The following is a 22,481-nucleotide window of genomic DNA, read 5'->3' as shown; positions in this document are numbered from 1 at the left end:
GGTGACGCTTGAGGAGCAGCGGGAGCACATTCTCTCCGGCCGGATGTACAACGACCTGACCTCGGAACTCGTGCGGGCGCGGGAGCGGACCGTGCTGCTGGCCGACGAGTACAACAGCAGTTTCGGGCGGCTCCAGGCCGAACGGGAGGCGATCCTGCGGCGGCTGCTGAAGTCGGTGGGGGAAGGGTGCCACTTCGAGCCGGTGTTCCGGTGCGAGTTCGGGTTCAACATCAGCGTCGGGGACCACTTCTACGCCAACTTCGACTGCGTGATGCTGGACGGCGGCGGGATCACCATCGGGGATCATGTGCTGTTCGGGCCGCGGGTCGGGATCTACACGTCGAACCACGCCATCGACGCGGCGGAGCGTGCGGCGGGCGCCTGCTACGCCAAGCCGGTGACGATCGGGAACAACGTGTGGGTCGGCGGCGGGGTCACCATCAACCCGGGCGTGACCATCGGCGACGGCTCGATCATCGGTTCCGGCAGCGTGGTCACCAGGTCCGTGCCGGCGGGCGTGATCGCGGCGGGCGTGCCGGCCCGGGTGCTGCGCGAGATCACCGACGCGGACCGGACCGGCTTCCGGCCCTGAGACGGGGCGACCCGCCTGCCTCTTCCGGCGAGCCGGGGCGCGTCACCCGTACCCCCGCGAAATAGGCAGAAGCCCCGCCCTCCGTGAGAGGAGAGCGGGGCCTCGGCGGAAGCAGCGTCAGCTGCGGAGCATCTTGCGGAGGACGTACTGCAGGATGCCGCCGTTGCGGTAGTAGTCGGCCTCGCCGGGCGTGTCGATGCGGACGACCGCGTCGAACTCGATGCCGGTGTCGGTCGTCACCTTGACGGTGCGCGGGGTGGTGCCGTTGTTGAGCTCGGTGACGCCGGTGAACGAGAAGGTCTCGGTGCCGGTCAGGCCGAGGGACTCGGCGTTCTGCCCCTGCGGGAACTGCAGCGGGAGCACGCCCATGCCGATCAGGTTGGAGCGGTGGATGCGCTCGTAGCTCTCGGCGATGACGGCGCGGACGCCCAGCAGCATGGTGCCCTTGGCGGCCCAGTCGCGGGAGGAACCCGAGCCGTACTCCTTGCCGGCCAGGATCACCAGCGGGATGCCGGCCTCCTGGTAGGCGACGGAGGCGTCGTAGATGGTGGTCTGCTCGCCGGTCAGGTGGTTGAGCGTGAAGCCACCCTCGACATCGTTCAGCAGCTGGTTGCGCAGCCGGATGTTGGCGAACGTGCCACGGATCATGACCTCGTGGTTGCCGCGGCGCGAGCCGTAGCTGTTGAACTCGGCGCGCGGGACGCCGTTCTCCGCGAGGTACTTGCCGGCGGGCGAGTCCGGCTTGATCGAGCTGGCCGGGGAGATGTGGTCGGTGGTGACCGAGTCGCCCAGCTTGGCCAGCACGCGGGCGCCGGCGATGTCGTTCACCGGGGCCGGCTCGGCCTGCATGCCCTCGAAGTACGGGGGCTTCCGGACGTAGGTGGAGTCCCCGGCCCAGGCGAAGGTGTCACCGGTCGGGGTCGGCAGCGACTGCCACTGCTCGTCACCGGCGAAGACGTCCTGGTAGGCGGAGCTGAACGCCTCGGCGCCGATGGCCTGGGCGATCGTCTCGTCGATCTCGGCGTTGGTCGGCCAGATGTCGTTCAGGTAGACCGGCTTGCCGTCACTGCCCGTGCCCAGCGGCTCGGTCGTGATGTCGATGTCCATCGAGCCGGCCAGGGCGTACGCCACGACCAGCGGCGGGGACGCCAGGTAGTTCATCTTGACGTCCGGGTTGATCCGGCCCTCGAAGTTCCGGTTGCCGGAGAGGACGCTGACCGCGGTCAGGTCCGCCTCGTTGATGGCGGCCGAGACCTCCTCGGGCAGCGGGCCCGAGTTGCCGATGCACGTGGTGCAGCCGTAGCCGACCAGGTTGAACCCGATCTTGTCGAGGTACGGGGTGAGACCGGCCCGGTCGTAGTAGTCCGAGACGACCTTCGAGCCCGGGGCCAGGGTGGTCTTGACCCACGGCTTGCGGGTCAGGCCCTTCTCCACGGCCTTCTTGGCGAGCAGCGCGGCGCCGATCATGACCTGCGGGTTCGAGGTGTTCGTGCAGGAGGTGATCGCGGCGATGACGACGGCGCCGTGGTCCAGCTCGTACTCCACGCCGTCCTCGCCCTTGACCCGGGTGGGCTTGGAGGTGCGGCCGTTGGCGTTCGCCGCGGCGCTGAAGATCTGCGGCTTGTCGGCCTCGTCCTCGATGCCGTTGGCGGGCGAGTCGCTGGCCGGGAAGGACTCCTCGCTGGCCTCGTCGGCGTGGCCGTGCGGGGCGGCGTAGTTCGGCAGAGCGCCGCGGAACGCCGACTTGGCCTCGCTGAGCAGCACCCGGTCCTGCGGGCGCTTCGGGCCGGCCAGCGACGGGACGATCGTCGACAGGTCCAGCTCGAGCTTCTCGCTGTAGTCCGGCTCGGCGTTCGGGTCCAGCCACAGGCCCTGACGCTTGGCGTACGCCTCGACGAGCGCCACCTGCTCCTCGGTGCGGCCGGTCAGCTTCAGGTAGTCGATGGTCTGCTCGTCGATCGGGAAGATCGCGACGGTCGAGCCGTACTCCGGCGACATGTTGCCGATGGTCGCCCGGTTCGCCAGCGGGACCGCGCTCACGCCGGGGCCGTAGAACTCGACGAACTTGCTGACCACACCGTGCTTGCGCAGCATCTCGGTGATGGTGAGCACCAGGTCGGTGGCGGTGGTGCCGGCCGGCGCCTCGCCGGACAGCTTGAAGCCGACGACCCGCGGGATCAGCATGGAGACCGGCTGGCCCAGCATCGCGGCCTCGGCCTCGATGCCGCCGACGCCCCAGCCCAGCACGCCCAGGCCGTTGACCATGGTGGTGTGCGAGTCGGTGCCGACGACGGTATCCGGGTACGCCTGGCCGTTGCGCTCCATGATCGTGCGAGCCAGGTACTCGATGTTGACCTGGTGCACGATGCCGGTGCCGGGCGGGACGACCTTGAACTCGTTGAACGCGGTCTGGCCCCAGCGCAGGAACTGGTAGCGCTCGCGGTTGCGCTGGTACTCCAGCTCGACGTTGCGCTGGAAGGCGTCCTCGCGGCCGAACAGGTCGGCGATGACCGAGTGGTCGATGACCAGCTCGGCCGGAGCGAGCGGGTTGACCTTGGTGGGGTCGCCGCCCAGGTCCTTGACGGCCTCACGCATCGTGGCCAGGTCGACCACGCAGGGAACACCGGTGAAGTCCTGCATCAGCACCCGTGCCGGGGTGAACTGGATCTCGACACTCGGGTCGGCGTTCTGATCCCAGCTGCCGAGCGCGTTGATGTGGTCGGCGGTGATGTTCGCGCCGTCCTCAGTGCGCAGCAGGTTCTCCAGGAGGATCTTCAAGGAGTAGGGCAGTCGATCGTGCCCCTTCACCTTGTCGATCGTGAAAATCTCGTAGCTCGCGTCACCGACGCGCAGCTCGCTCTTCGCACCAAAGGTGTCGAGGCTGGCCACCGTCATCTCCTTCACACCCAGCGACTGGAAGTCAAGTCTTTCGCACCGAAAGGGCGACCTCTTGGTTAGGTATGCCTAACTCTCGGTTGCGCGTCTCCGGTAAACCGTACGTCCGTCTTGCTAGCGGTTGCAAGGCGGGTCCCACGCGACGATCCTCCCAGCCTGTCGTCGGGACACCCGGAAAATGTCGTATCCCGCTGCGATGATGTGCCGGTGACGACGGTCGAGATCACCGCTTCCGCCCCTCCGGCCGCCCTCGCTGACGTGCGGTGGCTGATCGTTCACTACCAGCGCGCCGACGGTGACTACGCCGACTGGGTCCTGCACGCCTGGGGCGACCTCGCTCCCGGCGCCGACCTGGTCTATCCCGACGGCGTCCCGTTCGCCGGCGAGGACGCGTGGGGCCGTTTCGCCTGGGTGCGGGTCCGCGAGGACGCGCAGGAGATCGGCTTCCTGGTGCTCAACCGGCAGGGCGCCAAGGACGTCGCGGTGGACCGGTGGGTCGATCTGCGCAAGACCGGCGAGATCTGGGTGACCGCCGGTGACCGCCGGGTCTCCACCACGCCGCCCGAGCTTCCCGAGCCACCGGCAGACACCGTCGTGATCCATTACCGCCGCCCGGACGGTGACTACGGTGGGTGGGGCCTGCACTGCTGGGAGGGCGTCCCGGTCACGGAGAAGACCCGCTGGGGTTCGCCGCACATGCCCACCCGTTTCGATGCCTTCGGGGCGATTTTCGAGGTACGCGTCCGGCCCGACGCCGTGGGCCTGCGCTATGTGCTGCACCGGGGCGAGGAGAAGGATCTGCCCGACGATCAGCGGCTCGATCTCACCGTGTGCCGTGAGGTGTGGCTGACGGCGGGATCGTGGGCGCCGGTCCTGCCGGATCTCGGGACGCTCGGGCCGGAGCTGGACCCCGCTCGTGCTCATGCCGTCTTCGTCGACCGGGGGACGATCGCCCTGCCCGAGTGGTTCGCCGCCCGCGCCGTCACCTTCGCCCTGGTCGCCTCCGAGGCGGGTGGGCTCCGGCGGTCCGGCCGAGAGCTGACCGGCGAGGGCGCCGAGCTGCCGCTGGTGCCGCGGCCCGGTGGCCTGTTCCAGGCGCAGAGCCGCCGCTTCCCGCACCTGCGCGCCTACCGGGCGTTCGCCGTGCGCGAGCTCGGCGACGCGGCGCTGGACGATCTGCTGCGCGGGCAACTGCTCGTCGCCGGGCGCAGCCCCGAGGGCGAGCTGGTCGCGCTCACCGCCGTTCAGCTCGCCGGCGTCCTCGACGACCGGTATGCGGACGCCGCCGACGCCGAGCTCGGCCCGGTCGTCGACGACAAGGACAAACCCCGGCTGTCGGTCTGGGCGCCGACCGCCCGCACTGTCGAGCTGGAGTTCTTCCGTGAGCCCGGCGAGGAGCCGCGCATCCTCCCGATGGAACGCGACGACGTCACCGGCGTCTGGTCGATCACCGGCAAGCGCAAGTGGCTCAACAAGTGGTACCGCTATCGCGTCGAGGTCTGGCAGCCCGCCGCCCAGCGGGTGGTGACCACCAGCGTGACCGACCCGTATTCGGTGTCGCTCGCCACCGACTCCACACACAGCCAGCTCGTCGACCTGTCCGACCCGGCGCTGCGCCCACCCGGCTGGGACGCCCTCGCCAAACCGCCGGTGGTCGGCCAGGCCCGGATGCAGATCACCGAGGTGTCGGTCCGGGACTTCTCGATCGCCGACGCCACGGTGCCGCCGGAGGAGCGGGGCACCTTCCTGGCCTTCGCCCGGCACAGCTCGGACGGGATGCGCCACCTGCGCTCGCTGGCCGACGCCGGGCTCACCCACGTGCACCTGCTGCCGGTCAACGACTTCGCCACGGTGCCGGACCGGCGGGCCGACCAGTCGGTGCCGGCCTGCGACCTGACGGCGTTCCCACCCGACTCGCCGGAGCAGCAGCGCGCCGTGATGGCGGTCGCCGACACCGACGGGTTCAACTGGGGTTACGACCCGTGGCACTGGACGGCGCCGGACGGCAGCTACGCCACCGACCCGGCCGGCTCCGCTCGGATCCTCCAGCTGCGCACGGCGGTGGCGGGACTCAACGCGGCCGGGCTGCGGGTCGTCCTCGACGTGGTCTACAACCACACGATGGGCGACGGGCTCGACCGGTTCAGCGTCCTCGACCGGATCGTCCCCGGCTATTACCACCGGCTGCTGGAGGACGGCAGCACCGCCGAGTCCAGCTGCTGCCCGAACACCGCGACCGAGCACGTGATGATGGGCCGCCTGGTCGTCGACTCGCTGGTCACCTGGGCCCGGGAGTACAAGATCGACGGCTTCCGGTTCGACCTGATGGGCCACCACCCGCGGGCCAACATCCTGTCGGCGCGGATCGCCCTGGACCGGATCGACCCCGACATCGCGCTGTACGGGGAGGGGTGGAACTTCGGCGAGGTGGCGTACGACGCCCGGTTCGCCCAGGCCACCCAGGTCAACATGGCCGGCACCGGCGTCGGCACGTTCAACGACCGGTTCCGCGACGCGATCCGCGGCGGCGGGGCGTTCGGTGACGACCCCGGCACCCGGGGCTTCGCGACCGGGCTCGGCTCGGCCGTCCCGCTCTGGCTGCACGACCGGATCAAGGTGGGCCTCGCCGGCGGCCTGGCCAACTACCGGTTCGTCTGCCACGACGGGGTCGAGCGCAGCGGCGCCCAGGTCGACTACAACGGCTCGCCCAGCGGTTACGCGCACGCCCCCGGCGAGACGGTGAACTATGTGGACGCCCACGACAACGAGATCCTGTACGACGCGATGGCGTTCAAGCTGCCCCGCGACCTGTCCCAGCTGGACCGGGCCCGGATGCAGGTGCTCGCCCTGGCGCTGGTGGTGCTGAGCCAGGGCGCCGGGTTCGCGGCCCTCGGCACCGAGCGGCTGCGCTCCAAGTCGCTGGACCGCAACTCGTTCAACTCCGGCGACTGGTTCAACCAGATCCGCTGGGATCCCGCTCTCGGCAACGGGTTCGGGCTGGGCCTGCCTCCGGAGTCCGACAACGGCGACAAGTGGGATTACGCGCGGCCGCTGCTCGGCGACCCGTCGCTGGTCCCCTCGCCGGACGTGATCACGCTCACCGCCGAGCGCTACCGGGAACTGCTGCGGATCCGCCGCTCCTCGCCGGTCTTCGGGCTGCCGGACGCCGAGGAGGTGCAGCGGCGGGTGTCGTTCCCGCTCGGCGGCCCCGGCGAACAGCCCGGTGTGATCGTGATGGACCTGGACGGCACCGGCCTGGACCCGCGCTGGGCCCGGATCGTGGTCGTCTTCAACGTCACCGAGTCGGCGGCCCGGCCCGCGCTGCCGGACCCGGCCCGGCTGCGCCCGCACCCGGAGCTGACCGCCTCCGCCGACCCGCTGCTGCGCGCCGCCACGCCGGGGGAGGTGCCGGCCCGCACCGTCGCGGTCTTCGTCACCGACCTGACCTGACCGTCCCGGGGTGCCGGGTGGGCGTGGTTGCGCTACATTGCGCCGCGACGGTGAGTGTGGAGCGGAGGTCGTGGTGCGGCTAGAGCGTGCCCTGTGCGCGTTGATCCTGATCGGGCTGGCCGGTGGGTGCACGTCCGGCGGCAAGGGCCCGGCGGTGGTGGATCCGGCGCCGACGAGTGACGCGTCCGCGCCGGCCTGGACCGAGCCGGCGAACTACAGCTTCGTGCTGACCCGGGGCTGTGACGCGGCCGCGCCGCTCGGGCGGTACCAGGCGACCGTGACGAACGGCGCGGTGACCGGGGCGACCCGGATCGGCGGCGCGGCGGCGCCGTCGGCGTCCGCCGAGGTGGACCTCGGGCCGGTGACCGGCGACGAGGGCGAGGAGATCGACGTGCCCACGCTCGGCGAGCTGGTCGCGATGGCCGAGACCGCCCACGAGGACGGCGCCGAGGTGGCCACCGAGTTCGACCGCGGCGACGGCCACCCGGCCAAGGTCACCATCAACGTGACCGACGGCCCGGACGGCGCCGAGTGCTGGATCATCAGCGACTACAAGGCGTGACCTTCCAGTGTGTGTATTTCGGGCGCGCATAGCGGCCGAAATACACACACTGGATTGTCAGTCCGTGACCGCGGCGATGGCGGTGCGGATCAGATCGGCGACCTCCCGCGGGTGCGACAGCATCACCAGGTGGGAGGAGTCGATCTCGGTGGTGCGGATGCCGGCGCGCTGGTAACCGAAGCGCTCGACGTCCGGGTTGATGGTGTGGTCCCCCGTGGCGACCACACCCCAGGCGGGCTTGGTGCGCCACGCCGCGGCCGTCGCCGGCTCACCGAACGCGGCCGCCGCCAGCGGGCGCTGCGACACCGCCAGCACGCGGGCCAGGTCCGGGTCCACGTCGTGGGCGAAGATCGCCGGGAACTTCGCCACGTCGACGGAGACGTCGGTGCCCGGCTCGGTGGAGCCCTCCACCGGGTACGGCGTGTAGCAGAGCGCCGCGGCCAGGTCCGAGTCCGGGAACCGGCCCTGCAGCTCGCCCAGGCTCTCGCCCTCCTCGAGCGCGTACCCGGCCAGGTAGACCAGGGCCTTCACGTTGTCGGCGACACCGGCGACGGTGATCACCGCGCCGCCGTACGAGTGCCCGGCCAGCACGACCGGGCCGTCGATCGCGGCGAGCACCGACGACAGGTACGCGGCATCGCCGGAGAGCGACCGGTTCGGCACCGGCGGGACCAGCACCTCGATGCCGTCGTCGAGCAGGTTCGCGACGACCGGGGCGAAGCTGGACGCGTCCGCGAACGCCCCGTGCACGAGCACCACGGTCGGCTTGCTCACGGGTGCAGCACCGTACGGAGGAACTCGCCGCCCTGCGCGACGGCGGCCTTCGCGGCGTGGGTGTCCTTGAGGGCGTTGAGCAGCACGAAGTCGTGGATGATGCCCTGGTAGCGGACGGCGGTCACGTCGACGCCGGCGGCGCGCAGCTTGGCCGCGTACGCCTCGCCCTCGTCCCGCAGCACGTCCGCCTCGGCCACGATGACCAGCGCCTGCGGCAGCCCGGCCAGCTCCTCGACGGTGGCCCGCAGCGGCGACGCGGTGATCTGCGCCCGCTCCGCCTCGTCGGTGGTGTACTGGTCCCAGAACCACTGCATGCCGTCACGGCGCAGGAAGTAGCCCTCGGCGAACTGGTGGTACGAGTCGGTGTCGAAGTTCGCGTCGGTCACCGGGTAGAACAGCAACTGGCCGGCGATCGCCGGGCCGCCCCGCTGCTTGGCCAGGATGGTCAGGGCGGCGGTCATGTTGCCGCCGACCGAGTCACCGGCGACCGCGATCCGGGTCGCGTCCAGGCCGTGCTCGGCGCCGTGCGTGGCGACCCACTCCAGGGTGGCGTAGACCTGCTCGACGGCGACCGGGTAGCGGCTCTCCGGGGAGCGGTCGTACTCGACGAAGACGGTGGCGGCGTTCGCCCGTACCGTCAGCTCCCGCACCAGGCGGTCGTGGGTGTTCGCGTCACCGAAGACCCAGCCGGCGCCGTGCGTGTAGATCAGCACCGGCAGCGGGCCGGTCACCCCGGCCGGCCGCAGCACACGGATCCTGACCTCGCCGGTCGGGCCGCCCGCGAAGGTCAGGTCCTGGACGTCGGCGGCGGGCACCTCCACACCGGTGCCGTCCTGCACCGACTCGACAGCCTTGCGGCCTTCCTGCGGGCCCAGGTCGAACAGGTACGGCGGGTTCGCGGTCGCCTCGACGAAGGCCTGGGCGGCGGGCTCGAGCACGGGCTTGGGGTAGCTCATCGGATCCTCCTGAAGATCAAGTCGAGGATCAGGCAACCGGAACCCAGTGCACGATCAGTGCATCGGCGGTGCACTGATCGCGGTGACCTTCGCCAGGTACTCGTCGACCTCCGCGTCGCCCCAGATGGCCCGGTAGTCGGCGCCGTGCCGCGCGGCGAACTCGTGGAAGCGGGCGGCCGCCGCGGTGGCCCGGGCGTGGTCGCCGACCTTGTGGGCGGCCTCGGCGAACAGCGCGTACGTGTGGAACAGCGGAAACGCGTCGACCGGGGACAGGTTGTCCACCGCGATCTCGATGTACCGCAGGGCCGTGTGCGGGTCGTCGAGCAGCAGGTGGATCTCGGCGAGCTTGGCCGGCGCCTCACAGCGCAGGTCGGTGATCCCGTGGGTGAAGACGAACCGGAACGCCTCCTCGCCGACCGCGGCGGCCTCTTCCAGGTCGCCGTCGTTGTGCAGCTCGCCGGCGAGCGCGGCCAGCCCGTACGTGACGATGCACGGGTCCAGGGAACGCCGGGCGAAGTCCAGGGTGAGCCGTGCCCGGCGGAGCCGTTCCACCGGATCCGTGACGCACGAGATCAGGTTGCGCCACACGTGCGACTGGCCGCCCGCGTCGCCGATCCCCTCGTAGATCGCCAGCGCCCGCCGCAGTCGCCATTCGGCGAGATCCGGGTCGGCGGCCCGGACGCCGAGCGTGGACTCCCGCAGCATGCCCGCCTCCAGCAGCGGATCGCCGAGCGTGTGCGACGCGAGCAGTGCCCGCTCGGACTGCTCCTGCGAGTCGCTCGGCGATTCCACCCGGCTGCTGCGCTGCGCCCGCAGGTCCAGGATGATCTGGATGGCCTCCCGGTGCCAGCCGCGGGCCAGCGCCAGGTCGATGACGGCCCGTAGCGCCGCCTTCTCCCGGATGTACCACTCCAGCGATGCCGTGAAATCGGCCGGCTCCTCGACCAGGACGCCCGGCGTGACGGGCCCGAGGTCGTTGAGCGGTGGCCTGCCGAACACCAGGTAGCCGTGCCGGGCACTGCGCATGTAGTGCTCGACGAGCCGCCGTTCCGCCTCCCGGCGTTCCGGCTCGCCGAGCAGTTCACCGGCGTAGGCGTGCAACAAGTCGTGGATCGTGTACCGCAGACGCCCCGCCTCGGTGATCATGTTGGCCGCGCTGAGCTCGATCAGCAGCCCGCGGGCGGCCTCACCGGCTCCGGCGATGCTGGCCGCTGCCGCCGCCGAGATCTCCGGTCCGGGGTGTACGGCGAGGAGCCGGAACATCCGGGCCGCCTCCGGGCTCAGCGCCTGGTACGACCAGGACAGCGCCGACCGTACGTCGTCGGACGTCTCCCCGGTGGCGAGCGCGTCCAGTTTCCGCGAGGACGACTCCAGCTCGTCGACGACGTCCTTGAGTTTCATGTCCGGCCGGACCGCCGCGTACGCCGCCGCGATCGCCAGCGCCAGCGGCAGCCCGGCGCAGAACCGGACCAGCTCGGCGGCGGCCTCCGGCTCGGCGCTCAGCCGGGGCGCGCCGATCCGTTTGGCCAGCAGCTCCAGCGCCGCCGCGTCGCCGAGCCGGCCCACCTGGACCGGACGGGCCCCCTCCCGCGCGACCAGCCCGGTCAGCCGGTTGCGGCTGGTCACGATCACCAGGCAGCCGGACACGCCGGGCAGCAGCGGCCGGACCTGCTCGGAGTCGCGGGCGTTGTCCAGCAGCAGGATCATCCGGCGGTCGGCGAGCGCGGACCGCAGCCGGGCCGCACGGGTGTCGACGTCCGCCCCGGCCAGCGCGGCGAGCGTCACCCCGAGCGATTCCAGCAACACGTCGATGGCGTCCGACGGCTCGACCAGCCGGCCGCTCGGGTCGAAGCCCCGCAAATTGACGTAGAGCTGGCCGTCCGGGTAGCGCGGCGCGAGCCGGTGCGCCCAGTCCACCGCGAGGGCGGTCTTGCCGATCCCGCCCATGCCGCTGAGCACCACGATGCCGGTGTCGCCGGCGGGCAGCTCACCGCGGGTCACGAAGCCGGACACCCGGCGCGGCAGCTGCACCGGCCGGTGCGTGGCGGGCGGCTCCGGGTCGTCGTCGGCCAGCGCCTGCAGGTGCGCGGACCGCAGCTCGGCGCCCGGGTCGGCGCCCAGCTCGTCGGCGAGCAGGCGCCGCACCTCGTCGAAGAGGATCAGCGCCTCGGCCCGGCGGCCGGTGAGCGTCAGCAGCCGGACCATCCGGGCCTGCAACGGCTCGTGCAGCGGCGCGGACACGGCGATCCGATGCAGGTGCGGCACGCAGCGCAGGGCGGCGGGTTCGATCAGGGCCAGGTCGGCGGCCTCGACGGCGATCTGGATGCGTTCCTGCTGCAGCGCCACGAAGGCCGGATGGTCGAGCACCTCGGGATCCAGGCCGGCGAAGACCGGCTCATGGGCGCGTTCGAGGGCTTGGGCGTACGCCTGGGAAGCCTCCCGTGGCAGCCCGGCGGCGGACGCGGCCCGCGCCGAGCCCAGGAACGAGCGCACCGCCAGCAGATCGCAGGACCGCTCGTCGGCGACCAGGCGGTAACCCTGGCCGGCGGGCTGCACCCAGCGGCCCGGCGCCCGGCTGGCCAGCTGCGGCTCGAACAGCCGGCGCACCTGCCCCACCAGCCGGTGCAGCTGGTTGACGGCGCTGGGCGACGGCTCGTCGCCCCAGATCAGGTCGATCAGGGTGTCCACCCCGACCACGCCGCCGCGGGCCGCGAGCAGGGTGGCGAGGAGGGTCCGCAGCCGGGGCGCCCCGATGTCGACCTCGACGCCGGAGCGCCACATCCGCAGCCCGCCGTAGGACCGCAGCCGTACGGCGGGCTCGATGTCGTTCATGGCGGAGATCCTGCCCGAGGGTCAGCCGGGCAGGCGAGGACCGGCCGCACGCTGCGACGCGAGCCACTTTTCCACCTCGGCGGAGGACCGCGGGAGGCCCGCCGACAGGTTGCGGCAGCCGTCCGCGGTGACCAGCACGTCGTCCTCGATCCGGACGCCGACGCCGCGCAGCTCCTCCGGGACCAGCTCGTCCTCGGGCTGGAAGTAGAGCCCCGGCTCGACGGTGAGCACGTAGCCCTCCTTGAGCGGGCCCTCCCGGTACGCCTCGTTGCGCGCCGCCGAGCAGTCGTGCACGTCGATGCCGAGCATGTGCCCGAAGCCGTGCAGCGTCCACCGCCGGTAGATCGTGCTGTCGTCGCTCATCGCCTGGTCCACGCTGACCGGCAGCAGGCCCAGGTCGTGCAGGCCCTCGGCGAGCACCCGCATGCAGACCTTGTGCACGTCCTTGAACACGACGCCGGGCTTGATCGCGTCCATGCCGGCCTGCTGGGAGGCGTGCACGATGTCGTACACCTGGCGCTGCAGCGGGGTGAACGTGCCGTTGACCGGGACGGTCCGGGTGACGTCGGCGGTGTAGAGGTTGTGCCCCTCCACGCCCATGTCCATCAGCAGCAGCTCGCCCGGCTTGGTCACGCCGGTGTTGCGCACCCAGTGCAGGATCGTCGCGTGCGGGCCGGCCCCGACGATCGAGGTGTACCCCACGTCGTTGCCGTCGTGCCGGGCCCGCAGCCCGAACACGCCCTCCAGCAGCCGCTCCTTGACGCTGCGGTCGGCCGGCAGGACCCGGGCGACGTCCTCGAAGCCGAGGACCGTCGCGTCGATCGCGTCCTGCAGCTGCGCGATCTCCCACTCGTCCTTGACCAGTTTCAGCTCGGAGATCACCCGGGCCAGCTCGCGGTCGCGGGGCCTGGACCGGTCCGGCTCGTAGGCGAGGACGGCCCGGTCCACGTTCGGGTCGAAGCCGCGCAGCACCCGGGTGCGGCCCGGCGCCGAACCGGCCAGAGCGGTGCCGAGCTCGCCCAGCGAGGCGGTGGACAGGCCCAGCTCCGCCGACTTCTCGGCGAGGGTGTGGGTCCGCCCGATCCACAGCTCGCCGTTGCGGTCACGGAAGAACCGGTCGGTGTCCTTGGAGTTGCGCTGCCGGGTGTAGAGCACGGCGTCGTGGCCGGAGCCGCTCGGGTGCAGGACCAGCACGCTGTCCGGGTCGCGGTCGCCGGTCAGGTAGAAGAAGTCGCTGCCGGGGCGGAAGGTGTAGTCGGTGTCGTTGGCCCGCACCTTCTCCACGCCGCTCGGGATGATCAGCGTCTCGCCGGGGAAGGCCTCGGACAGCGCGGAGCGGCGCTTCGCGTAGTTCGGCACCTCGGGCAGGGCGGTGACAGCGAGGGGATCCTCCCGCCAGCCCTGGCGCATGAAGCTCAGGAACGCCTCGGGAAAGTCCGGGTCGTGCGACTCGGTCTTCGGCGCGGGCTGCGTCTTGCCGCTGTTCTCGGCCATCGTGGGTGCCTCCGTCGTTCTCGGTGCCCCCGACGTTACCGCCTGATCCACGGGGCCCGGCAGGGCCGGGCCCGGTGGATTCCGGTGGCTCAGCCGCGGCCGGGCCGGCTCTGGTACGTGGTGTGGATCCCGTCCCGGGTCAGGCAGGCCAGGCGGGCGCCCGCGGTGCCGGCCTGGCCCGGGGCGGTGTGCGTGTGCTCGGCGTGCAGCACCAGCGACCATGGCGGCCGGGACTCGTCGAACGGCCACTGCTGGACGCTGACGGCCTTGCCGGTGCCGAACTCGTTGGTGGTGAAGTCGAGCCAGATCTCGTTGCGCGGGTTGGCGAACGCCGGGTCCACCGACGGCTGGCCGGGCGCGGCGGCGGGGTCAACGCTGTGCTGGTAGTGCGGCCCGGCGTCGGCCGGATCCGGGCCGCACCTACTGGTGTGCAGGTGGGCGCCGTACGCGTGCCGGGGGTTGAGCCCGGTGGCGAGCAGGCTCACCCGTACCCCGGTCTCGGTGGGGTGGACGGTGAGCCGGGCTCGCGCGCCTGCCGGAACCACCGCCTGGTCGTAGCTGAGGAACGGGCCCGCGGTGTCGGGCGCCGGGCCGGGCGCGGGGGCCGCTCCGGTGAGCAACAGCGGCGCCGCCAGGGCTAGCAGTCTCACATTCATCGCCTAATTATCCCAAATTCACCCATATTGACGCGTGAACCGGGGGAGCGTGGCCCCCGGGTGCCGCCGGATGCTTGGGGCCGGGCGGCGCCGGATGAAAGGCTGGTGCGGTGAGCTATGCGATGGTGATGGGCGAGGCGCTGATCGACCTGCTCGAAGCGGACGACGAGGTGTACCGGCAGGCGATCGGCGGCGCGCCGCTGAACGTCGCCGTCGGCGTGGCACGTCTCGGCGGCGACGCCCGCTACGCCGGATCCCTCGGCGCGGACGTCCTCGGCGACCGGATCGCCGCCTTCCTCCGCGATGCGGGCGTCGGCGATCGCGGGGTACGCCGGGTGCCCGTCCCCACCACCCTCGCCGTCACCACCTTCGACGGCGCCGAACCGACCTTCACCTTCTACGGCGAGCCGCCGTCCTACGCCCTGCTCGGCCCCGCCGACCTGGACCCCGCCGAGGTGGCCGGCGCGTCGGTCCTCTACACCGGGTCCATCTGCCTGCTGCGGGAGCCGTTCGTCAGCGCCGCCCGGCAGGCCTGGGCGACCGCCGGGCCGCTGCGCGTCTTCGACCCGAACGTGCGGCCCACCCTGCTGCCCGACCGGGCCGCCGTGGACGCCCTGCGCGCGCTCACCGAAGAGTTCTTCGCCGGCGCCGACCTGGTGAAACTCAGTTCGGCCGACGCGATCACGCTCTACGGCGAGCACGATCCGGCGGCGGCCGCGGAGCACATCCGCGGGCTCGGGGCGGCGGCGGTCGTGGTGACGTGCGGGGCTCGGGGAGCGCACGTGGCCACCGCCTCCGGGGCCGTCACGGTTCCGGCCCCGGAGGTGAACGCGATCGACGCCACCGGGGCGGGGGACTCGGTGATGGCCGCCCTGATCAGCCGCCTGCTGGTTGACGGTCGTCCTGGTGATTTGTCCGGCTGGTCGTCATACGTTCGGTTCGCCCTGTCGGTGGCCGGCCTGGTCTGCGAACGCCAGGGCGGCGCCACCGCCATGCCCACCCCCGGCGATCTCGCGGCCCGCTGGCCTTCTCTCACCCCCTGATCCGGTACGGGGCCGGTCCTCACGTCCCGGGCCGGCTCTCCGAGCAGCCGGGTTTGAGTTTCGTTCTCGGCTGGTCCTCATGACTGTCTCGGGGCGCCTGAGACAGCCATGAGAGCCGGCTGGGTTCGGGGTTCGTTTTCGGGACGGCCGGGTGACGGGGTCAGTCGCCGAAGGCACGGGCGATGAAGGTCTGCCGGTCGACGAGCGCGCGCTCGATCCGCACCTCCGCGACCAGGGTCTCGCCGTCGTGCACCGCCACGTCGAAGAACAGCTTCCGCCCGTCCGTCTTGGTCAGGGTGGCCTGCGCGGCGACCCGCCGGCCGAGCGGCGTGGGCGCCCGGTGCTCGATCTGCGCGCGGACGCCGACGGTGGTCAGGCCGCCGGGGATCTGCCGGGCGGTGGTGAGGACGGTCGCCGCCTCGGCGAGCGCGAGCAGCCGGGGCGTGGCCAGCACCGGCACGTCGCCGGATCCGAGGGACTGGGCGGTGTCGGCGTCGGTGACCGTCAATTCGACCCGGGCGCCGAGGCCGGGCGCGAACTCCGGAAGCTCCATCGTCAAAGCTTAAGACCGTGCGGGCGGTAGCGCTCAGGGCTGCGACGGCCGCTGCCAGAACGTCTGGTCCCCCGGCGGGGCAGTGGGGGGAGCGACGGGCGGGGGTGGGGTGGCGGTGCGGGCCTGGCGGGCGCGGGCGGCGAGCTGGTCGGCGAGGGCGTACGCCTCGGCGAGATCCCGGTCCCGGGCCGCCCCGGCGCGCCCGCCTGCGGTGTCGGCGTAGACGGTGGCCAGCCCGAGTCGTCGCTGCAACGGCCCCTGGACGACGCGGACGCTCTGCACTCGCGCGTACGGCACCAGGGTCATCTCCCGGGTGACCCGCCCGGACCGGCTCACGAAGACCTCCGCGGCCAGCCCGGCGCCGTGGAACCGCAGGCCGATCGGGTGCAGCCAGCGGGCCCGGTGCGGCGGCGGCGAGGTGGCGAGGGCGGTCAGGTCGACGCCGGGCAGGGCCGCGGCGACCAGGGCGCGGGCGGCGGCCAGGTCGCCGACCGGCATCAGGCGGTCGGAGCTCTTGTCGTCGCCGGCCTCCGGGCGGGACAGGCCGGCCACGTCCAGGCTGAGGTGCAGCCACCGTTTGGCCCGCCACAGGAACGGCCAGGTGACCCGGACCGCCTGCACCCGGTGCGGCGGCACCACCTGGCTGCGGGTCTCGACCAGGCCGTAGTGCAGGACCAGGCGTTCGCCGCGGATCAGCCGGAAGTTCCAGTCGCGCAGGACCCGCCGGATCGGCTGGAGGATGACGCCGGCCATCGCGGTCACCGTGCTGGCGATGCCGAGGAACGTCCACGACCCCTCCATCACGAACTGGGTGATCACCCAGGCCACGCCGAACGGCAGGAAGAACGCCTGCGGGGTGAGCAGCTGGCTGACCAGCAGGTCGGCGTTGCGGACCCGGTAGAGCGGGGATGGCTCGGCCGCCGGCGACGCGGGCGACACGGCGGCGGTCGCGTCCGCCTGGCCGGAGAGGGAGAGCAGGCGTTCCCGCAGCGCGCCGGCGCTCTGCACGGTCAGGTAGGCGAGCGGCGCCTCGGTCTTGCCGCCGCCGACCACTTCCAGGCGCAGTTCGGCGAGGCCGGTGAGCTGGGCCAGCAGCGGCCGGCGCACCTCGACGGCCTGCAGCCGGTCGAGCGGGATGGCCCGGTTGCGCCGCCAGATCAGGCCCTCGGTGATCCTCAACTCGCGTCCCACCACGTGGTAACCGGTGTTCCACCAGCCGATCGCCGAGAAGATCACCACGGCCACCGCCAGGCCCATCACGATCAGCGCGAAGTCGGTCGCGCCGACCTGCCCGAGGGTCTGCCAGGACAGCGCCGCGACGATCACGGCGATGCTCTTCGCGCCTTTGAGCAGCGGGCTCAGCGGGTTCAGCCGTTGCCGCGGCTCGTCGCCGGGCTGTTCGGCTTGCGGTCTCCCGGCTTCGCTCAGACCCGTGGGGTGTACGGCTGACGCGCCGTCCGGTTCCGCCCAGGAGACGGCAGCCGGCGGCTCGGGCGGGGGATGGGACGGCCCGGCGCTGGTCATAGTCCCTCGGCCCGGTCCTCGCCGAGGGCGGTCAGCCGGTCCCGCAGCCGCGAGGCCTCCTCCGGCGGCAGCCCGGGCACCCGCGCCTCACTGGCCGCCGCCGCGGTGTGCAACTGCACCGTGGCCAGGCCGAACGCGCGCTCCAGCGGGCCGGCGGTGACGTCCACGTACTGCATGCGCGCGTACGGCACGATGGACAGGTGCCGGACCAGCAGGCCGTGCCGGACGAGCAGGTCGTTGTCGCGTTCGGCGTACCCCCAGGCGCGGACCGCGCGGGCCGCGACCACCGCCCGCCAGACCGCCAGGACCAGCACCGCGGCCATGCCGAGCAGCCACCAGACGCTGGACCCGGTGATGACCAGCCCGGCGATCAGGCCACCGAGCAGCACCACGGTCCAGATGGCGATCCTGATCAGGTGGACGATGAAGAGCCGGCCGGAGACCGGCCGCCACACGACCGTTTCCGGCCAGGGTTCGAGGGCATCGACGGCGGTGGGCACGGACGGCTCGGTCACACCTGAAGACTAGGAGACAACCGCACCCTCCGACGAGGCGAAGGGTGTGACCTCACGCAGGAATCCGCGCGCGTCGAGGAACGCGCCGAGAGTGGGGCGGTGGTCGTCGCAGGCCAGCCAGGTCTTCCGGCGGTCCGGGGTGTGGATCTTCGGGTTGTTCCAGTGCAGCTGCCAGGCGGCAGTGGCACGGCAGCCCTTGGCGGAGCACTGGGGAGCGATTTCCTCGACCATGCCCTGAACCCTACGCATCTGCGGGGCGGGGATGGGAGTTTGAGCGCCGGGCGGCCACGGGGGAAGCCGCCCGGCGACGAGCCAAATGCTACACGCTTCACATGGTCGCGTATGCACCCGGTGACCTGCCCGATCCGGCGGATCGCGCAGAAAGATCAACACAGTTGGCCGATGGTGTCCCGGGCTGCTAAGACATCCGGATCCGGCGATGCTGACGGCCGGATGACGACACGGCTACCTATGCTGCGCAGTCAGCGGAAGCGGGCGGCTCGAAGGAACCTCCCAGCCGCATGGTGGGGTGAGTCGTGTAAGTCTTGAACGTCGGCGGGTGACCGCCGGCGAGGATCTCAACTGGAGGACCGGTGGCGCAGCCGAGCACGCCCGAGACCGAGACCAGCGCGGACAGCGGTGCGCCGGTGCCGCCCGCGCAGGACGCGTCCCAGCTCGAGCGGGCGATGTTCGAGGTCAAGCGGGTCATCGTGGGCCAGGACCGGATGGTCGAGCGGATGTTCGTGGCGCTGCTGGCCCGCGGGCACTGCCTGCTCGAGGGAGTGCCCGGCGTGGCCAAGACGCTCGCCGTGGAGACCCTGGCCAAGGTGGTCGGCGGCACGTTCTCCCGGGTGCAGTTCACCCCTGACCTGGTGCCCGCCGACATCGTGGGCACCCGGATCTACCGGCAGTCCAGTGAGCAGTTCGACGTGGAGCTCGGCCCCGTCTTCGTGAACTTCCTGCTCGCCGACGAGATCAACCGGGCCCCGGCCAAGGTGCAGTCGGCGCTGCTCGAGGTGATGGCCGAGCACCAGGTGTCGATCGGCGGCAAGAGCTACGACGTGCCGGACCCGTTCCTGGTCATGGCCACCCAGAACCCGATCGAGCAGGAGGGCGTCTACCCGCTGCCCGAGGCCCAGCGGGACCGGTTCCTCATGAAGATCATCGTGGGGTACCCGACCGACACCGAGGAACGCGAGATCGTCTACCGGATGGGCGTCAGCGCGCCGGAGCCGAAGCAGATCTTCACCCCGGAGGACCTGCTCGCCCTGCAGCGCCGCGCCGACCAGGTGTTCGTGCACAACGCGCTGGTCGACTACACGGTCCGCCTGGTCCTGGCGACCCGCGCGCCGGCCCAGCACGGCATGCCCGACGTGGCCCAGCTGATCCAGTACGGCGCCAGCCCGCGCGCCTCCCTCGGCATCGTCCGCGCCACCCGCGCGCTGGCCCTGCTCCGCGGCCGGGACTACGCGCTGCCCCAGGACGTGCAGGACATCGCGCCGGACATCCTGCGGCACCGCCTGGTGCTCAGCTACGACGCGCTGGCCGACGACATCCCGGCCGACCACATCGTGGCCCGGATCATGCAGACCGTCCCGCCGCCCCAGGTGTCGTCCCGGCAGGGCTCGCCGAACGGGCAGCCCCCGGCCGGCCAGCCCCAGGCCGGCCAGCCGCAGCCCGGCCAGCCCTCGTTCGGGCAGCCCCAGCCGGGGCAGTTCGGCCAGCCCGCCCCGCCCGGCCCGCTGACCCCGGTCGCCGCCGGCCCGCCCGCCGCGCAGTACGTCGCCGGCCCGGCCGGGATCCAGCCGACCAGCGGCGTGCCCGGCTTCGACAACCGGCCTCCGCAGGACGGCCCGCCGCCGCAGGGCAACGGCGCCTGGCCGACTCCCTCATGACCTCCCCGGGCGTCTCGATGCCCCTGGCGCCGGAGGAGGCGGCGCGGGCCGAGGCGGTTCTCGCCAAGCTGCAGCTGCTGGTCACGAGGAAACTGGACGGCCTGCTCCAGGGCGACTACGCGGGTCTGCTGCCGGGGCCCGGCAGCGAGGCGGGCGAGTCCCGGGAGTACCGGCCGGGCGACGACGTGCGCCGGATGGACTGGCCGGTGACGGCCCGGACCACCATGCCGCACGTGCGCCGCACGGTCGCCGACCGGGAGCTGGAGACCTGGCTCGCGGTGGACCTGTCGGCCAGCCTCGATTTCGGCACCGCCAAATGGCTCAAACGGGACCTGGTGGTGGCGGCCGCGACAGCGATGGCCCATCTGACGGTCCGGGGCGGCAACCGGATCGGGGCCGTGGTGGGCACCGGCTCCGGCGTACCGCAGCAAGAAGGCAACCGCGGCTGGTGGCGCCGCAAGGCGGAGGCGAAAGCCGAGCCACCGCCGGCCGCCCCGGTGTTGCGCCTGCCGGCCCGGCCCGGCCGCAAGGAGGCGCAGGCGCTGCTGCGGGCGATCGCCGGGATGCGGATCCGGCCCGGCCGCACCGACCTGGGCGCCCTGATCGACATGCTGAACCGGCCACCGCGGCGGCGTGGCGTGGCCGTGGTGATCTCCGACTTCCTGTCGCCGGTGGAGGGCTGGGCCCGGCCGGTGAAGAAGCTCGCGGTCCGGCACGACGTGCTCGCGATCGAGGTCGTCGACCCGCGTGAGCTGGAGCTGCCGGACGTCGGCGTGCTGACTCTGGCCGACCCGGAGTCCGGGATGCTGCACGAGGTGCAGACGTCCGACGCCGGGCTGCGGCAGCGGTACGCCGCGGCGGCGGGGGAGCAGCGCGCCGCCATCGCCCGTGCGCTGCGCGCCGCCGGGGCCGCCCACCTGCGGCTGCGCACCGACACCGACTGGCTGCTCGACATGGTCCGCTTCGTGGCCGCTCAGCGCCACGCCCGTACCCGAGGGACCACACGATGATCCGTTTCCTGGAGCCGTGGTGGCTGCTGACGCTGCTGCCCGTCCTGGCCCTGGCCGGGCTGTACGTCTGGCGGCAGTTCCGCAAGCGGCAGTACGCGATGAGGTTCACCAACGTCGACCTGCTGCGCACGCTCGCGCCGAAGGGCCTGGGCTGGCGCCGGCACGTGTCGGCGGCCGCGTTCCTGCTGATGCTCGGCGCGCTGGCGGCGGCGACCGCCCGCCCGTCGATCGACAAGGAGGAGCCGCTGGAGCGGGCGACCGTGATGCTGGCCATCGACGTGTCGCTGTCCATGCAGGCCGAGGACGTCGAGCCGAGCCGGATCGAGGCGGCGCAGGAGGCCGCGAAGCAGTTCGTCAACGAGCTGCCGCCGAGCTACAACCTGGGCCTGGTGTCCTTCGCGCAGGCGGCGAACGTGCTGGTCCCGCCGTCGAAGGACCGGTCCGCGGTGGTCGCCGCGATCGACGGGCTGACGCTGGCCGAGGCGACCGCCACCGGTGAGGCGGTCTTCACGTCGCTGGACGCGATCCGGTCGGTGCCCGCGGACGGGGCCGACGGCGCCCCGCCGGCCCGGGTGGTGCTGCTCTCCGACGGGTACCGCACGTCCGGGCGCTCCATCGAGGACGCGGCGGTCGCGGCGGCGCAGGCCAACGTGCCGGTCTCCACGATCGCGTTCGGCACCGACACCGGTGTCGTCGACATCCGCGGCGACATGAAGCTGGTGCCGGTCGACCGGCTGTCGCTGCAGCAGCTGGCCGAGCAGACCGACGGCTACTTCTACGAGGCGGCCACGGTCGGCGAGCTGAAGAACGTCTACAAGGACATGGGCAGCTCGATCGGCCACCGGATCGAGTCCCGCGAGGTCACTCAGCTGTACGCGGTGGCGGGCCTGTTCCTGGGCCTGATCGGCGCCGCGATGAGTCTGCTGTGGACGTCCCGCCTGCCCTGACCCGGGCCGGCGGGACGCGCCGGGTGGATCAGGCGAACACGAAGTCGACCGAGCTGATCTTGTTGTTGGCCCACGCGTGGCTGTTACGGAACTGGGTTCCGACCTGGGAGGCGAGGCTGATGGTCCGGCCCGAGCAGTTGGCGTTCTCGTACAGCACCAGCACGCCGTCACCGAACGTGTTGTTGAACGCCATGCTCGCCTTGTCGTTGAAGCTGCCCAGGTTGCGGCAGGTCGCGACCTGGGCGGTGGTCTGGCGCCAGACCGTGCCGCCGAAGTTCGGCGCGGTGTCGGAGAGGCACACCGTGCCGTGGTACGGGTAGCAGTCGGAGTCGGCTGCCATGGCCGGGGTCGCCGCGAAGACGCCGGCGACCAGGCCGATGCCGATCGCCGAAAGGCCGGCGATCCGAGATCGGTTGTTCATGTATTTCCCCCGATCGATGGAATGATCCGTGCAGTCTGGCACGATGATCCGCATCAATCCAGGGGTGATCGTCGATGTCTCAGGGCGTGTTGTGAGCGAGCACGAAGAGCACTACGACCCAGGCCGAGAGCAGGGTGAAACCGAGAGGCGCGACAAGCTTCTTCATGATGGAAACCGTCTTTCCGCTGGTGACTGAGCTGAGGCATGGTCACTTCGCGGCCGGAACCACCGCACGCCGCAGAACCGGCCTGATGAGGGCCGGCGGCGTGCGGGTGGGGAGTCTGGTCAGCGGTCAGAGGCGCTGACGAGCGTCCCGGCCACGACTAGGAGGATCGCTATCTCGCACAGCGATCACCTCCGTC

At 71.9% G+C, this 22,481-nt stretch carries 19 protein-coding genes; 8 read left to right on the top strand and 11 right to left on the bottom strand.

Going from position 1 to position 22,481, the window contains the following annotated elements; all coding sequences use genetic code 11:
* Window position 1: 1 nt before the first annotated feature.
* Complete coding sequence (locus ACZ3II_RS19235) at window positions 2-592, top strand: sugar O-acetyltransferase (protein WP_465519027.1); 591 nt, start codon at window positions 2-4, stop codon at window positions 590-592.
* A gap of 117 nt (window positions 593-709) precedes the next feature.
* On the opposite strand, the gene acnA is transcribed toward ACZ3II_RS19235, so the two are convergent.
* Window positions 710-3,487: an aconitate hydratase AcnA gene (gene acnA / locus ACZ3II_RS19230; protein ID WP_465519383.1), complete on the bottom strand. Its 2,778-nt coding sequence runs from the start codon at window positions 3,485-3,487 to the stop codon at window positions 710-712.
* A gap of 207 nt (window positions 3,488-3,694) precedes the next feature.
* Between acnA and pulA the strand changes: the two genes are divergently transcribed.
* Both pulA and ACZ3II_RS19220 read left to right on the top strand, forming a co-directional pair.
* A complete protein-coding gene (pulA, locus tag ACZ3II_RS19225) occupies window positions 3,695-6,937 on the top strand; it encodes a pullulanase-type alpha-1,6-glucosidase (protein ID WP_465519026.1) in 3,243 nt (1,080 codons plus the stop codon).
* A 73-nt stretch (window positions 6,938-7,010) separates the two neighbouring features.
* Window positions 7,011-7,499 (top strand): hypothetical protein, encoded by a 489-nt coding sequence (locus ACZ3II_RS19220; protein ID WP_465519025.1) that lies wholly within the window; start codon window positions 7,011-7,013, stop codon window positions 7,497-7,499.
* Between the two features lie 57 nt (window positions 7,500-7,556).
* On the opposite strand, the gene ACZ3II_RS19215 is transcribed toward ACZ3II_RS19220, so the two are convergent.
* The 5 genes from ACZ3II_RS19215 to ACZ3II_RS19195 all read right to left on the bottom strand — a co-directional run bounded on the left by ACZ3II_RS19215 (window position 7,557) and on the right by ACZ3II_RS19195 (window position 14,211).
* On the bottom strand, window positions 7,557-8,273 hold the full coding sequence (locus ACZ3II_RS19215; protein WP_465519024.1) for an alpha/beta fold hydrolase: 717 nt from the start codon (window positions 8,271-8,273) through the stop codon (window positions 7,557-7,559).
* On the bottom strand, window positions 8,270-9,229 hold the full coding sequence (locus ACZ3II_RS19210; RefSeq protein WP_465519023.1) for an alpha/beta hydrolase: 960 nt from the start codon (window positions 9,227-9,229) through the stop codon (window positions 8,270-8,272). Before ACZ3II_RS19210 ends, ACZ3II_RS19215 begins: the two co-directional genes overlap by 4 nt.
* Before the next feature lie 54 nt (window positions 9,230-9,283).
* On the bottom strand, window positions 9,284-12,061 hold the full coding sequence (locus ACZ3II_RS19205; RefSeq protein WP_465519022.1) for an AfsR/SARP family transcriptional regulator: 2,778 nt from the start codon (window positions 12,059-12,061) through the stop codon (window positions 9,284-9,286).
* 21 nt (window positions 12,062-12,082) lie between these two features.
* Window positions 12,083-13,555, bottom strand: coding sequence for an aminopeptidase P family protein (locus ACZ3II_RS19200; RefSeq protein ID WP_465519021.1), 1,473 nt, complete (start codon window positions 13,553-13,555; stop codon window positions 12,083-12,085).
* 89 nt (window positions 13,556-13,644) lie between these two features.
* On the bottom strand, window positions 13,645-14,211 hold the full coding sequence (locus ACZ3II_RS19195; RefSeq protein WP_465519020.1) for a superoxide dismutase: 567 nt from the start codon (window positions 14,209-14,211) through the stop codon (window positions 13,645-13,647).
* Between the two features lie 110 nt (window positions 14,212-14,321).
* On the opposite strand from ACZ3II_RS19195, the gene ACZ3II_RS19190 reads away from it, so the two are divergent.
* Window positions 14,322-15,254: a carbohydrate kinase family protein gene (locus tag ACZ3II_RS19190; RefSeq protein ID WP_465519019.1), complete on the top strand. Its 933-nt coding sequence runs from the start codon at window positions 14,322-14,324 to the stop codon at window positions 15,252-15,254.
* 160 nt (window positions 15,255-15,414) lie between these two features.
* Here the strand turns inward: ACZ3II_RS19190 and ACZ3II_RS19185 are convergent, their stop codons facing one another.
* From ACZ3II_RS19185 to ACZ3II_RS19170, 4 genes are read right to left on the bottom strand one after another with little or no spacing between them, the layout of a single operon-like run.
* On the bottom strand, window positions 15,415-15,807 hold the full coding sequence (locus ACZ3II_RS19185; protein ID WP_465519018.1) for a thioesterase family protein: 393 nt from the start codon (window positions 15,805-15,807) through the stop codon (window positions 15,415-15,417).
* 33 nt (window positions 15,808-15,840) lie between these two features.
* On the bottom strand, window positions 15,841-17,331 hold the full coding sequence (locus ACZ3II_RS19180) for a PH domain-containing protein (RefSeq protein WP_465519017.1): 1,491 nt from the start codon (window positions 17,329-17,331) through the stop codon (window positions 15,841-15,843).
* A complete protein-coding gene (locus tag ACZ3II_RS19175; RefSeq protein WP_465519016.1) occupies window positions 17,328-17,846 on the bottom strand; it encodes a PH domain-containing protein in 519 nt (172 codons plus the stop codon). The genes ACZ3II_RS19180 and ACZ3II_RS19175 overlap by 4 nt, the downstream gene beginning before the upstream one ends.
* A 9-nt stretch (window positions 17,847-17,855) precedes the next feature.
* The gene (locus ACZ3II_RS19170; RefSeq protein WP_465519015.1) at window positions 17,856-18,077 is read right to left on the bottom strand and encodes a hypothetical protein; all 222 of its coding nucleotides are present in this window, start codon (window positions 18,075-18,077) and stop codon (window positions 17,856-17,858) included.
* 362 nt (window positions 18,078-18,439) lie between these two features.
* On the opposite strand from ACZ3II_RS19170, the gene ACZ3II_RS19165 reads away from it, so the two are divergent.
* The 3 genes from ACZ3II_RS19165 to ACZ3II_RS19155 are packed head-to-tail and all read left to right on the top strand — an operon-like array spanning window position 18,440 to window position 21,698.
* The gene (locus ACZ3II_RS19165; RefSeq protein ID WP_465519014.1) at window positions 18,440-19,741 is read left to right on the top strand and encodes an AAA family ATPase; all 1,302 of its coding nucleotides are present in this window, start codon (window positions 18,440-18,442) and stop codon (window positions 19,739-19,741) included.
* Entirely contained in the window at window positions 19,738-20,751 is a 1,014-nt protein-coding gene (locus ACZ3II_RS19160) for a DUF58 domain-containing protein (RefSeq protein WP_465519013.1), read from the top strand. Before ACZ3II_RS19165 ends, ACZ3II_RS19160 begins: the two co-directional genes overlap by 4 nt.
* Window positions 20,748-21,698: a VWA domain-containing protein gene (locus ACZ3II_RS19155; protein WP_465519012.1), complete on the top strand. Its 951-nt coding sequence runs from the start codon at window positions 20,748-20,750 to the stop codon at window positions 21,696-21,698. The genes ACZ3II_RS19160 and ACZ3II_RS19155 overlap by 4 nt, the downstream gene beginning before the upstream one ends.
* A gap of 28 nt (window positions 21,699-21,726) precedes the next feature.
* On the opposite strand, the gene ACZ3II_RS19150 is transcribed toward ACZ3II_RS19155, so the two are convergent.
* The gene (locus ACZ3II_RS19150; RefSeq protein ID WP_465519011.1) at window positions 21,727-22,119 is read right to left on the bottom strand and encodes a hypothetical protein; all 393 of its coding nucleotides are present in this window, start codon (window positions 22,117-22,119) and stop codon (window positions 21,727-21,729) included.
* A gap of 43 nt (window positions 22,120-22,162) precedes the next feature.
* Here ACZ3II_RS19150 and ACZ3II_RS19145 point away from each other — a divergent pair, with 43 nt between their 5' ends.
* Window positions 22,163-22,315, top strand: a complete 153-nt coding sequence (locus ACZ3II_RS19145) for a hypothetical protein (protein ID WP_465519010.1) — start codon at window positions 22,163-22,165, stop codon at window positions 22,313-22,315.
* The last annotated feature ends 166 nt before the right edge of the window (window positions 22,316-22,481 follow it).

The organism is Actinoplanes sp. NPDC019969, from assembly GCF_055562375.1.
The sequence above is the reverse complement of the archived record's forward strand: the minus strand, read 5'-3'. Positions and strand labels throughout refer to the sequence as shown.